The following is a 13,708-nucleotide window of genomic DNA, read 5'->3' on the forward strand; positions in this document are numbered from 1 at the left end:
TGAACGTATCGTGCTGTGTTAATGAATATAGCTTAATTCGGCGAATGTTAATTATTTAGCTTAAAATAAAAAAAGGCCACCCGAAGGCGGCCAACATGTCGAATCTTTTTTTATAAAAATTGACTTAACCCGTACCGGCGGTTTACCAATACGGGTGGGTAATACTTATTGCGGAAGCAGTGATTTCACGGCTTCGCCGATATCGGCCAGGCTGCGAACGGTTTTAACACCTGCGGCTTCCAGCGCTGCAAATTTCTCATCAGCAGTGCCTTTACCACCGGCAATGATGGCGCCAGCATGGCCCATACGTTTGCCCTTAGGCGCAGTAACCCCTGCGATGTAACCCACAACCGGTTTAGTCACGTGCGCTTTGATGTACGCTGCGGCTTCTTCTTCGGCGTTACCGCCGATTTCGCCGATCATGACGATCACTTCAGTCTGCGGATCTTCCTGGAACAACTTCAGGATATCGATGAAGTTAGAGCCAGGGATCGGGTCACCGCCGATACCGACACAGGTAGACTGGCCGTAACCGTAATCCGTGGTCTGTTTAACGGCTTCATACGTCAGCGTGCCTGAGCGGGAAACAATACCCACTTTACCTGGCAGATGAATGTGGCCCGGCATGATGCCGATTTTGCATTCACCCGGCGTGATCACCCCCGGACAGTTTGGCCCGATCATCACCGCATCGCTCTGATCCAGTTTCACTTTAACCACCAACATATCCAGGGTCGGAATGCCTTCAGTGATACAGATAATCAGTTTAATGCCAGCATCCAGCGCTTCCAGAATGGAGTCTTTGCAGAACGGCGCCGGAACATAAATCACAGATGCCGTTGCGCCGGTGCTTTCTACCGCTTCACGCACGGTGTTGAACACAGGCAGACCCAGATGTTCGGTGCCACCTTTGCCCGGTGTTACACCGCCAACCATTTTTGTACCGTATGCGATGGCTTGTTCGGAGTGGAAAGTCCCCTGGCTACCGGTGAAACCCTGGCAGATAACTTTGGTGTTCTTGTTGATTAAAATCGACATTATTTCCCCTCCACTGCCGCGACAACTTGTTGAGCCGCATTCGTCAGGCTGGTCGCTGCAATGATGTTCAAACCGCTGTCTGCCAGTTTTTTGGCACCCAGCTCGGCATTGTTACCTTCAAGACGCACCACAACCGGCACGCTGACGCCCACTTCTTCCACCGCACCGATGATACCGTCGGCGATCAGGTCACAACGTACGATACCGCCGAAGATGTTTACGAAGACGGCTTTGACTTTTTCATCGGACAGGATGATTTTGAAAGCTTCGGTCACGCGTTCTTTGGTTGCGCCACCGCCGACATCGAGGAAGTTAGCCGGTTCGCCGCCGTGCAGTTTCACGATATCCATGGTGCCCATTGCCAGACCGGCACCGTTCACCATACAACCGATATTGCCGTCGAGCGCAACGTAGTTCAGTTCCCACTGCGCAGCCTGAGACTCACGGGCATCTTCCTGACTGTAATCACGCATTTCACGCAATTCCGGCTGACGGAACAAGGCGTTGCCGTCGGCACCCAGTTTGCCATCGAGGCAGATCAGGTCACCTGCGGTAGTCACCACCAGCGGGTTGATTTCGATCAGCGCCAGATCGCGCTCAAGGAAAATGTTCGCCAGCCCCATGAAGATCTTGGTGAACTGCTGAACCTGCTTACCGCTCAGACCCAGTTTGAAAGCCAGCTCGCGGCCCTGATACGGCTGCGGACCTGCCAGCGGATCAAGCGCCACTTTGTGGATCAGGTGCGGGGTTTCTTCCGCCACTTTCTCGATTTCCACGCCGCCTTCGGTAGACGCCATGAACACCACGCGACGGGAGCTGCGATCCACTACCGCGCCAAGATACAGTTCTTTATCAATATCAGTGGCGGATTCAACCAGGATCTGGTTAACCGGCTGACCGCTGGCGTCTGTCTGGTAAGTCACCAGACGCTTGCCCAGCCAGTGCTCAGCAAAAGCACGGATTTCTTCTTTGCTTTTAACCACTTTCACGCCGCCCGCTTTACCGCGTCCACCGGCATGAACCTGACATTTCACCACCCACGGACCGGCACCGATTTTCGATGCAGCCTCTTCCGCTTCACGCGGGGTGGAACAGGCGAAGCCCGTTGGTGCTGGCAGGCCGTAGCGCAGGAACAGCTGTTTCGCCTGATACTCGTGTAAATTCATGATGTTCTATCCATTCTTATTCGGTAAATAGGAAGGCTTATCAGGGCACAGCGAACTGTGCCGCAGATTTTTCGATCTCTCATCTTTCGCTGTGCCGGGACTAGACGTCCAGCAGCAGACGAGCCGGATCTTCCAGCATCTCTTTAATGGTCACCAGGAAACCGACAGACTCGCGGCCATCCACCAGACGGTGATCATATGACAGTGCCAGATACATCATTGGCAAAATCACCACCTGACCATTCACTGCCATCGGGCGATCTTTAATGGCATGCATGCCCAGAATGGCGCTCTGCGGCGGGTTGATGATCGGCGTGGACATCAGAGAACCAAAGACACCGCCGTTGGTCACGGTAAAGTTACCGCCGGTCAGTTCTTCCACTTTCAGCTTGCCGTCACGGCCTTTGATGGCCAGTTCTTTGATTTGCTTCTCGATATCTGCCATGCCCAGCGTATCGACATCACGCAGAACCGGTGTGACCAGACCACGTGGCGTGGATACCGCAATGCTGACATCAAAATAGTTGTGGTAAACCACATCATCGCCATCAATAGAAGCATTCACTTCCGGATAGCGTTTCAGCGCTTCAACCACAGCTTTCAGATAGAAAGACATGAAGCCCAGACGTACACCGTGACGTTTTTCAAAACCATCACCGTACTGCTTACGCAGATCCATGATGGGCTTCATATTGATTTCGTTGAAGGTGGTCAGCATCGCCGTGCTGTTTTTGGCTTCAAGCAGACGCTCAGCAACACGTTTACGCAGACGGGTCATCGGTACCCGTTTTTCGCTACGTGAACCCAGAGCCGGTGCGGCGCTGGTGGCAGCCGGTGCCGCTGCAGGTGCCGCGGCTGGCTTCGCATCCTTGGCCTTCGCCAGGTGCTGTTCAATATCTTCACGGGTCAGACGACCACCGACACCGCTGCCTTTGATGGCGCTGGCATCCAGAGAATGTTCAGCAATCAGACGACGGATAGCCGGGCTGAGTGCGTCGTTGTTCTCTTCTTCCAGTGCTGCTGTGTGGCGTGCCGCAGGAGTCGCTTCTTTATCGGAGCTTTTCTCAGTGCTTGGCTTGCCGCTGCTGTTACCCGGACGAATACGCGCCAGGATCTGACGGGAAATGACCGTCGCACCTTCGTCTTCGATAATGCTGTCCAGAATACCGGCTTCACTTGCCGGCACTTCCAGAACCACTTTATCGGTTTCAATTTCTACCAGTACATCGTCACGCTCAACACTGTCGCCCGGCTTTTTGTGCCAGGTGGCAACCGTCGCATCCGCAACGGATTCAGGAAGGTCAGGGACCAGAATATCTACGCTACTCATTATCAATCCTTCTTATGTTCCATATAGTTAACTGACGCCAACGCGGTTATTTAACGTTCAGCGCATCGTTAACCAGATCTTGCTGTTGCTTCTGGTGAACGGACATGTAGCCCACTGCCGGAGAGGCAGAGGCCGGGCGTCCTGCGTAACGTAAAGAAGCCCCGAAAGGAATCACTTCACGGAAATTGTGCTGGCTGCAATACCACGCGCCCTGGTTCAATGGCTCTTCCTGGCACCAGACGAAATCATGAACGTGTGAGAATTTCTCAAGCACTTCCTGAATTGCCTTGTGCGGGAACGGGTAAAGCTGCTCGATGCGGACGATCGCCACATCGGTTTGCTCGTTTTTGCGACGTTGTTCCAGCAGGTCGTAATAAACCTTACCGGAGCACATCACCACGCGCTTGACCTGTTTTGGATCCAGTTCGTCGACTTCGCCAATCGCAGGCAGGAAGCTGCCGTTAGCCAACTCATCAAGCGTAGAAACCGCAAGAGGATGGCGCAACAGTGACTTCGGTGACATCACGATCAGCGGACGGCGCATACCGCGCAGTGCCTGACGACGGATCATGTGGTAAACCTGCGCCGGGGTAGACGGGATACAGACCTGCATATTTTGCTCAGCGCAAAGTTGCAGATAACGTTCCAGGCGCGCGGAGGAGTGCTCCGGTCCCTGCCCTTCGTAGCCGTGTGGCAACAACATCACCAGACCACACATGCGGCCCCATTTCTGCTCGCCGGAACTGATGAACTGGTCAATAACCACCTGCGCACCGTTGGCGAAATCACCGAACTGCGCTTCCCAGATAGTCAGGGTGCGCGGTTCAGCCGTGGCATAACCGTATTCAAATGCCAGCACCGCTTCTTCGGAAAGCACGGAATCCCAGACGTTGAACTCGCCCTGGCTGTTATGAATATTAGCCAGCGGCACGTACACGGAACCGTTTTTCTGGTTATGGACCACGGCATGGCGATGGAAGAAGGTGCCGCGACCGGTATCTTCACCGGAAAGACGAATCGGAATACCTTCATCGACCAGCGTCGCGTAGGCCAGGTTTTCTGCACCACCCCAGTCGAATTTCTTATTGCCCTCTGCCATCTCGTTACGGTCAGCATAAATCTTGGCCACGCGTGACTGCATTTCAATCGCATCCGGCACATGACTGACACGACGCGCCAGTTCCTGCAGACGTTTCAGCTCAACCTTGTTCGGGTAAGCTTCATCCCACTCATGGTTCAGATACGGTGACCAGGTGAAAGTGTGCATGTCATTCTGACGCCACTCTTCCACTACGCATTCACCAGCATCCAGCGCATCACGATACAGGTTGACCATTTCCGTGGCATCTTCGAGGCTGGCCACGTTTTGCTCAGTCAGGACATCAGCGTAGATTTTGCGTGGCGTCGGGTGTTTCTTAATCTTGTTGTACATCAGCGGCTGGGTTGCGCTAGGTTCGTCGGCCTCGTTATGGCCGTGGCGACGGTAGCAAACCAGGTCGATCATGACGTCACGTTTAAAGGTGTTACGGAAATCCAATGCCAGGCGGGTTACGAAAGCCACCGCTTCAGGGTCATCGGCATTGACGTGGAAAATCGGTGCCTGCACCATTTTCGCAATATCGGTACAGTAATCGGTAGAACGCGCATCTTTCGGATTCGAGGTGGTGAAACCCACCTGGTTATTGATGACGATACGTACGGTGCCGCCCACTTCATAACCACGTGCCAGCGACATGTTCAGGGTTTCCTGAACCACACCCTGACCGGTAATCGCCGCATCACCGTGAATGGTGATTGGCAGAACCATGTTGCTGCGCGCTTCGTCCAGACGATCACGACGGGCACGAACAGAACCGATAACCACCGGGCTGACGATTTCGAGGTGCGACGGGTTAAACGCCAGCGCCAGATGCACCATGCCGCCTTCGGTTTCCACATCAGACGAATAGCCCATGTGGTATTTCACATCACCGGTACCCAGATGTTCTTTATGCTTGCCGGAGAATTCGTCGAACAAATCCTGCGGCTTTTTGCCCAGCACGTTGATCAGTACGTTCAGACGGCCACGGTGCGCCATACCCAGCACCACTTCACGGGTTCCGTTTTTGCCGGCATGACGGATCATGTCTTTAAGCATCGGCACCAGCGCATCGCCACCTTCGAGTGAAAAGCGTTTTGCACCCGGGAATTTCGCGCCCAGATAACGCTCCAGACCTTCTGCTGCGGTCAGCTCTTTCAGGAACGTTTTCTTTTCATCATTGGTGAAGCTCGCACGCCCGGCCACGGATTCGATACGCTGTTGGATCCAGCGTTTCTCTTCGGTGTTGGTGATGTGCATATATTCTGCACCAATGGAACCGCAATAGGTTTGCTTCAGGGCTTTATACAGCTCGCCGAGCTGCATGGTTTCCTTGCCAATGGCAAATGAACCGACGTTGAAGGTTTCCTGGAAATCAGCTTCAGTCAGATGGTGGAACGCCGGATCCAGATCGGGCACGTCGTCCAGTTTCCACAGACCAAGGGGATCAAGGTTCGCGTTCTGATGACCACGGAAGCGGAAGGCGTTGATTAACTGCAGCACCTTGACTTGCTTGGCATCCGTTTGCGGATCGCTGATGGAGGAGTTGTAACGTGACGCGTCTTTCGCCAGGCGGCGGAAGTAGTCCCGTGTTTGAGAATGGAGTTGCTCTGGTTTCACACCCACTGTTGGTAGCTGTTTAAAAATCGAACGCCAGCTATCGTCAACGGAACCAGGATCGGTTAAGTAGTCTTCATAGAGTTGTTCTATGTAAGACTGGTTCGCACCCGCCAGATAGGAGGAATCCAGCCAGGCCTTCATTGCGCCGTTCTGCATCGTGATCCCTTAAGCTTTGAAGCTTTAGTTTTCGCCGTGGTTAATAATATTGACCGTGATACACCGCGGTAAAACGGTTTTCCTTACTAAAACAGTTCGTTGGTTGAGCATTTGGCTCTTCAAGGAACCTTCAAAAATCCGCCATGCGCGTGACTGATTTTTGAAGTTGCCCTGCTTTTTAGTGCTGCCTTTTCAGATGTTTTCTAACACCCTGATTTTGACCCGGCTATCTTACTCCTGTAAGGCGCAACTTTGTTGCACTTGTTGCTATTTTGTTATTAAAAATTTACTTATTTGCTATCAACGCCTCAGTTGCAACATTTGTAACTAAAGAAAGCGCAACGCACCTGGGGATAAATAACAGCGGGAACCTGAGTTCCCGCTGTGGCGTGGCATATCTTCTCAGGCACCGCGTTGTAGCAGCATCGATTTGATATGGCCGATAGCCTTGGTCGGATTCAGCCCCTTCGGACATACACTCACACAGTTCATGATGCTGTGGCAGCGGAATACGCTGAAAGCATCGTTCAGATCGTCGAGGCGCGATTGTGTCTCGGTATCGCGGCTGTCGATCAGGAAACGGTAAGCGGCCAGAAGGCCCGCCGGGCCGACAAACTTGTCCGGATTCCACCAGAAAGACGGACAGGACGTCGAACAGCAGGCGCAGAGAATACACTCGTATAATCCGTCCAGCTTTTCACGATCATCCGGCATCTGTAAATGTTCACGCGCCGGAGGATTTTTCCCATCATTCAACAAGTAAGGCTTAATCTTCTCATACTGCTTATAGAATTGCCCCATGTCTACTACAAGGTCACGGACAACCGGTAACCCTGGTAACGGACGGATAACAATTTTCTTGTTGCCGTTACGCAGCGTCGAGACGGGTGTGATACACGCCAGACCGTTTTTACCGTTCATGTTGACGCCATCTGACCCGCAAACCCCTTCACGGCATGAGCGGCGGAAAGCCAGCGTCGGATCCTGCTCTTTCAGCAAAATCAGCGCGTCGAGCAACATCATGTCGCGCCCTTCTTTGGCTTCCAGCACATAATCTTTCATGTACGGCACGTCATCGACGTCCGGGTTATAGCGATAAATCGAAAATTCAATTTTCATAATCTGTCTCCGCTCTGCCCTAGTATGTACGCGCTTTCGGCGGGAACGCTGCGCGAAGCTTAGGCTGCATGTTCACCTCACGGCGGGTCATGCTTTCTGTTTCCGGCTGATACAGCGTGTGGCACAACCAGTTCGCATCATCACGCTCAGGGAAGTCGAAACGGCTGTGTGCGCCACGGCTTTCGGTGCGGTAGTTTGCAGAGACGGCAGTGGAGAACGCGGTTTCCATCAGATTATCCAGTTCCAGGCACTCAACGCGCTGGGTATTGAATTCTGAGGACGTATCATCCAGACGGGCAGATTTCAGACGCTCGCGGATCACTTTCAGTTCTTCCAGCCCTTTCGCCATCGCATCACCTTCACGGAAGACCGAGAAGTTGTTCTGCATGCACGCTTGCAGATCTTTACGGATAGCCACCGGATCTTCACCTGAACGGGTGTTATTCCAGCGGTTCAGACGTTCCAGAGAGACATCAATGTCATCCTGAGAGGCATCACGGCTGTCACCCTGCTCTGCAATAGATTCCTGCAAATGCATGCCCGCTGCACGGCCAAACACCACCAGGTCCAGCAGCGAGTTGCCGCCAAGGCGGTTAGCGCCATGTACCGATACGCAGGCAATCTCGCCCACGGCGAACAGACCCGGGATCACTTCGTCCTGACCCTGTGCGTTAACACGCAATGCCTGACCGGTCACCTTGGTCGGAATACCGCCCATCATGTAATGGCAGGTCGGGATAACCGGGATCGGCTCTTTCACCGGATCGACGTGTGCGAAGGTACGCGACAGTTCGAGGATGCCAGGCAGGCGGGATTCCAGAACGTCTTTACCCAGATGGTCGAGTTTCAGTTTGGCGTGCGGGCCCCACGGACCTTCACAGCCGCGGCCTTCGCGGATTTCGATCATGATGGAACGCGCCACCACGTCACGACCCGCCAGGTCTTTGGCATTCGGCGCATAACGTTCCATGAAACGCTCGCCGTCTTTATTAAGCAGATAACCGCCTTCACCACGACAGCCTTCTGTTACCAGAACGCCTGCGCCGGCGATACCGGTCGGGTGGAACTGCCACATTTCCATATCCTGCACCGGAACACCTGCACGCAGCGCCATGCCGACACCGTCGCCGGTATTAATGTGGGCGTTGGTGGTGGACTGGTAAATACGGCCTGCACCACCGGTCGCCAGCACGGTCGCTTTGGCTTTGAAGTACACCACTTCACCGGTTTCAATACAGATTGCGGTACAGCCAACGATCGCGCCGTCCTGGTTTTTCACTAAATCCAGCGAATACCATTCTGAGAAAATTGTGGTGCCATTTTTCAGGTTTTGCTGATACAGCGTATGCAACAAGGCGTGACCGGTACGGTCGGCTGCGGCGGCGGTACGTGCCGCCTGTTCGCCGCCGAAGTTCTTCGACTGCCCGCCAAACGGACGCTGATAAATACGGCCATCGTCCAGACGGGAGAAAGGCAGCCCCATGTGTTCGAGTTCCAGAATCGCTTCCGGCCCGGTTTTACACATATATTCAATGGCGTCCTGGTCACCGATATAGTCGGAACCTTTTACGGTGTCATACATATGCCATTCCCAGTCATCCTCATGGGTGTTACCCAGCGCAACGGTAATACCGCCCTGCGCTGACACCGTATGGGAGCGGGTCGGGAAGACTTTTGAAATCAGGGCACAAGACAGCCCCATTTGCGAAATTTGTAACGCGGCACGCATACCGGCGCCACCCGCACCGATAACGACAGCATCAAACTCTCTGACTGGCAGATTCATTTACTACGCTCCCCAAACAACAATTGTTCCGTAAAGTAGGTAAACCACTAACACCACGACAATAGCCAGTTGCAGCACCAGTCGGACAGCCAGCGATTTCACATAGTCCGTTAACACCTGCCACATGCCGATCCACGCGTGTATCAGAATTGAGAGCAGCGCCAGCAGTGTGAATACTTTGGTGATGGAGGAAGAGAAGAAGCCATGCCAGACATCAAATGTCAGTTCCTGAGCCAGAACCACAAAGCCCAGAATATAGAGGATGTACAAGGTGAGGATAATTGCGGAAGCACGCAGTAACAGCCAGTCGTGCACACCATTACGCCCTAACGCAGAAACGTTGCTTACCATACGAGGACTCCAGCCAGAATTGACAGCACGACGGTCAGACCGATTGCCACCTGGGCAGAACGGGTACCGGCAGCCAAACTCTCTTCGATATAGCCAAAATCCATCAGCAAATGGCGGACGCCACCGCAAACGTGATAGGCCAGCGCAGTGAGTATTCCCCAAAAGATGAATTTTACGAACAAGCTATTCATGATGGCGGCAGCATGTGCAAACCCTTCAGGAGAAGAGAGAGACAGGCCTAACAGCCAGAGGAGGATACCGACGGCGACGAAGGTAATTACGCCAGAGACTCGGTGTAAGATGGACGCTATCGCAGTAACAGGAAATCGGATCGTTTGCAGATCCAGATTGACAGGTCTTTGTTTTTTCACGGTTTTGCCCACACAGCTCTTATTATTTTCCCTCCGGTCCGGAGCAGTATGTCAGACAGCACCCTTTCCTTTGTTCTTGTCGCTGTGGGTGCGTTGGCTGCGCGCTCACCCTAATCACTAACCTGTGTCAGCTCATAAGGATTCGGTTGCTTGCCGCCTTCCCACAACACCAATAACTTTGGAAAGCTGAGCTAAAAGCTCATCATTTTTCGCGCTCAAAGGACGACATCCAGTGTGCTTAAAAGGCGCGATAAAAGTATTTTCGTAGCCGTAACGTGAAGGGCGAAGAAAATGATGCTGGGTGCTCCTACTTCGGATTGTCCGGAGACCTTGTAGGAGTATAGGTTGATCACATTCTTATTACAATTGCCCTACAAATGCTTTATTCACATTTCTGCGAAACAGTGAGTTATCTCTCACTTTTCATAAAAGACACAAAATAAATTATCTGGTTTGACATTTGATCAACATTTCTATTACAAAAGAACTATTCCAATAGGACTGTGATTCTGAGCACATACCGGCTTCGCCTTCACGCACCAAAATAGTGAAAGTTTCTGAAGAATCAGCGGATCACACAATCGCATGCGGGGTCTTCCCTGATGGCCCAAGTTATGCAAAAGTGGTGATTGTGTAAATCCTCATACTCTTCACCGGTACTGAGTGACAGAACAGTAATGATTTACCGAATCGTTAACAACGATGAAACGCCGCTTGTTTGTCACAGAGCAGTCTGAGACTGCACTTCGACTCAGCTCTACGTTCCCTTCCCATTCGATCGCAGAGCTAAGGCTGACAATAATAATGACCTTACAAGGCGTCGCTTCCAGGCATTTCTGTTGTTACTGATTTTTAAAAATAAGGCGCTAAGGAGACTGTAAATGGCTGATAAGAAAGCGACACTTACCCTACAAGGTCACGACCCGATTGAACTTAATGTGCTGTCCGGCACACTGGGCCAGGATGAAGTGGATATCCGCACCCTCGGTTCCAAAGGTCTTTTCACTTATGACCCCGGCTTCACCTCTACTGCATCCTGCGAGTCCAAAATCACCTATATCGATGGTGACGAAGGCGTTCTGCTGCACCGTGGTTTCCCGATTGACCAGCTGGCACAAGAGTCCACTTTCCTTGAAGTGAGCTACCTGCTGCTGAATGGCGAAGTGCCGACTCAGAAACAGTATGATGAATTCAAAACCAATGTTACCCGTCACACGATGGTGCATGAGCAAATCACCCGTCTGTTCCACGGCTTCCGTCGTGATTCTCACCCGATGGCTGTTCTGTGTGGTGTCACCGGCGCACTGGCGGCGTTTTATCACGATTCGATCGATGTAGAAAACGAACGTCACCGTGAAATCGCTGCTTACCGTCTGCTGTCCAAAATGCCGACCGTTGCCGCCATGTGTTACAAATATTCTATCGGCCAGCCGTTTGTGTATCCGCGCAACGACCTGTCTTATGCCGGTAACTTCCTGCACATGATGTTCTCCACCCCGTGTGAAGAATACAAAGTGAACCCGATTCTGGAACGCGCAATGGATCGTATCCTGATCCTGCACGCTGACCACGAGCAAAATGCTTCGACCTCCACCGTGCGTACCGCCGGTTCTTCTGGCGCTAACCCGTTTGCCTGTATTGCTGCGGGTATCGCATCCCTGTGGGGACCGGCCCACGGCGGCGCGAATGAAGCTGCACTGAAAATGCTGGAAGAAATCAGCAGCGTTGATCACATTCCTGAATTCGTGAAACGCGCGAAAGATAAAAATGATTCCTTCCGCCTGATGGGCTTTGGTCACCGTGTTTATAAAAACTATGACCCGCGCGCGACCGTGATGCGTGAAACCTGTCATGAAGTCCTGAAAGAGCTGGATCTGAAAGACAACCTGCTGGAAGTGGCGATGGAGCTTGAGCATATCGCGCTGAACGACCCTTACTTCATCGAGAAGAAACTGTACCCGAACGTCGATTTCTACTCCGGCATCATCCTGAAAGCGATGGGTATTCCGTCTTCGATGTTCACCGTGATCTTCGCGATGGCACGTACTGTCGGCTGGATTGCTCACTGGAGCGAAATGCATCAGGAAGGCGTCAAAATCGCCCGTCCGCGCCAGCTTTATACCGGCTATGACAAACGCGATTTCCATTCTCAGCTGAAAAAGTAATCTTCCTTTTCAAGGATGACAAAAAGGCTCCCGGGGGAGCCTTTTTCATTTCGGTGCGTTTGCTATACCTGACACACCGGACACCAGAAGAACGGTCGCGATGACACGCTGGTTTTCATAATCGGATCGCCGCAACGTTCGCAGGGTAAGCCTGTCCGGCCAAACACCTTGAAACGAAACAGCGCACCGTGATGCACATTTTCATCCATCGTGCCGCGCGTGGCATACGATAAGCGCGCAACAGATAAACAGGCATCGGCCAGCGCCTGCAGTTCCGTTTCGTTCAGCTCTTTGGGTTTATGATCCGGCAGCAGTTTCGCCAGCCAGAGAATTTCCGCCCGCAGATAATTGCCCAATCCCGCCAGAAAGGCCTGATCCAGCAACATTCCGCCTAACTGACGGTTGCAAAATTTAGGGGACAATAACCGCTCACGTACCTGCTCGACAGTCAGACGCTCATCCAGCACATCCGGGCCGATACGCTGCAGGAACGGATGATTTTCGATCTCCGCCGTATCGTAAATACTGATTTCGGATGCACTGTACAGCAGGATCGCCGCCTCCGTGGTTTCCAGCATGACCCGCAGCGAGCGTTTGGTTTCCCTGGCGACTTCGCCGGCCTTCACTACCCGCCAGACCCCGTAAAGCTGATTGTGACTATAAAGAGTCAGACCGTTGGAAAAGTGCGTCAGCAGTGCTTTTCCGCGTGTTTCAATTGACGTGATTTTCGTGCCCCTGAGCGCTGACTGATAGGGTTTGAGTGCCGGAAACGCAAACCAGACATCGGTCAGGGGCTTATTCACTACCGCAGCAGCCAGCACATCAGCTGCGCGGCGGATTTCAGGACCTTCAGGCATCAGTGAGTTGCACCCCCGGCAATTTTCAAATCCTGCTCCGTATGCAGCGCGATGGCGATAGTCAGCTCAAGGGCGTTCAGAACAGTATGTACTGACATACTTGGCGCACCCGGATGATGTGCGGCCTGTTCCGGCAGATAAGGAATATGGATAAAACCGCCCTTCACCACTTTGCAGGCAGGCTGCGCCAGACGATGTAACAGGCCGTACATCACATGATTGCAGACATAAGTACCGGCGGTTTGCGACACCGATGCCGGGATCCCTGACTCGCGCAATCCGTTGACAATCGTCTTGATCGGCAGGGTGGAAAAATACGCTGCCGGGCCCGCGCTGACGATGGTTTCATCCACCGGTTGGTTACCCTCATTATCGGCAATACGCGCATCATCGACATTGATCGCTACGCGTTCGATACTGAAATCACTCCGGCCACCGGCCTGCCCGACGCAGATCACCATTTCAGGCAGCACTTCATCAATGGCCGCATTGAGTGCATCAATGGCTTTGCCGAACACGCACGGCAACTGACGCACCACAATCTGCGCACCCGACAATTCCAGGTCACCCAGTTGCCTGACCACTTCCCATGACGGATTAACGCGCTCGCCGCCAAAGGGCTCGAAACCGGTGACTAAAACTTTACGCATAGATGCTCCTCAGATTCTGCC

Annotated in this window: 11 protein-coding genes; 1 reads left to right on the forward strand and 10 read right to left on the reverse strand. The window is 52.9% G+C overall.

All coding sequences use genetic code 11. The annotated features are described in order from the left end of the window. Positions 1–165 precede the first annotated feature (165 nt). The 8 genes from sucD to sdhC form a co-directional block, all read right to left on the reverse strand. Positions 166–1,038: a succinate--CoA ligase subunit alpha gene (sucD, locus tag J1785_RS22665; protein ID WP_217220828.1), complete on the reverse strand. Its 873-nt coding sequence runs from the start codon at positions 1,036–1,038 to the stop codon at positions 166–168. Continuing rightward, a complete protein-coding gene (gene sucC / locus J1785_RS22670; RefSeq protein WP_129952011.1) occupies positions 1,038–2,204 on the reverse strand; it encodes an ADP-forming succinate--CoA ligase subunit beta in 1,167 nt (388 codons plus the stop codon). The genes sucD and sucC overlap by 1 nt, the downstream gene beginning before the upstream one ends. A 100-nt stretch (positions 2,205–2,304) precedes the next feature. Further along, positions 2,305–3,534, reverse strand: coding sequence for a 2-oxoglutarate dehydrogenase complex dihydrolipoyllysine-residue succinyltransferase (gene odhB, locus J1785_RS22675; protein WP_015698112.1), 1,230 nt, complete (start codon positions 3,532–3,534; stop codon positions 2,305–2,307). Positions 3,535–3,580: 46 nt separating this feature from the next. Further along, positions 3,581–6,388 (reverse strand): 2-oxoglutarate dehydrogenase E1 component, encoded by a 2,808-nt coding sequence (sucA, locus tag J1785_RS22680; protein ID WP_129952013.1) that lies wholly within the window; start codon positions 6,386–6,388, stop codon positions 3,581–3,583. A 402-nt stretch (positions 6,389–6,790) separates the two neighbouring features. After that, on the reverse strand, positions 6,791–7,507 hold the full coding sequence (locus J1785_RS22685) for a succinate dehydrogenase iron-sulfur subunit (RefSeq protein WP_129952014.1): 717 nt from the start codon (positions 7,505–7,507) through the stop codon (positions 6,791–6,793). 19 nt (positions 7,508–7,526) lie between these two features. After that, entirely contained in the window at positions 7,527–9,293 is a 1,767-nt protein-coding gene (sdhA, locus tag J1785_RS22690; protein WP_129952015.1) for a succinate dehydrogenase flavoprotein subunit, read from the reverse strand. Between the two features lie 3 nt (positions 9,294–9,296). Further along, positions 9,297–9,644 carry a succinate dehydrogenase membrane anchor subunit gene (gene sdhD / locus J1785_RS22695; protein ID WP_129952016.1) on the reverse strand — a complete coding sequence of 116 codons (348 nt, stop codon included), beginning with the start codon at positions 9,642–9,644 and terminating at the stop codon, positions 9,297–9,299. Continuing rightward, complete coding sequence (gene sdhC / locus J1785_RS22700; protein ID WP_129952017.1) at positions 9,638–10,027, reverse strand: succinate dehydrogenase cytochrome b556 subunit; 390 nt, start codon at positions 10,025–10,027, stop codon at positions 9,638–9,640. The genes sdhD and sdhC overlap by 7 nt, the downstream gene beginning before the upstream one ends. Positions 10,028–10,896: 869 nt before the next feature. Between sdhC and J1785_RS22705 the strand changes: the two genes are divergently transcribed. After that, positions 10,897–12,180, forward strand: a complete 1,284-nt coding sequence (locus J1785_RS22705; RefSeq protein ID WP_129952018.1) for a citrate synthase — start codon at positions 10,897–10,899, stop codon at positions 12,178–12,180. 62 nt (positions 12,181–12,242) lie between these two features. On the opposite strand, the gene nei is transcribed toward J1785_RS22705, so the two are convergent. Both nei and pcp read right to left on the reverse strand, forming a co-directional pair. Next, positions 12,243–13,037 carry an endonuclease VIII gene (gene nei / locus J1785_RS22710; protein ID WP_129952020.1) on the reverse strand — a complete coding sequence of 265 codons (795 nt, stop codon included), beginning with the start codon at positions 13,035–13,037 and terminating at the stop codon, positions 12,243–12,245. After that, entirely contained in the window at positions 13,037–13,687 is a 651-nt protein-coding gene (gene pcp / locus J1785_RS22715; RefSeq protein WP_217139312.1) for a pyroglutamyl-peptidase I, read from the reverse strand. The genes nei and pcp overlap by 1 nt, the downstream gene beginning before the upstream one ends. Between the last annotated feature and the right edge of the window lie 21 nt (positions 13,688–13,708).

It is taken from the genome of Rahnella perminowiae, from assembly GCF_019049755.1.
Taxonomy (GTDB): Bacteria; Pseudomonadota; Gammaproteobacteria; order Enterobacterales; family Enterobacteriaceae; genus Rahnella; species Rahnella perminowiae.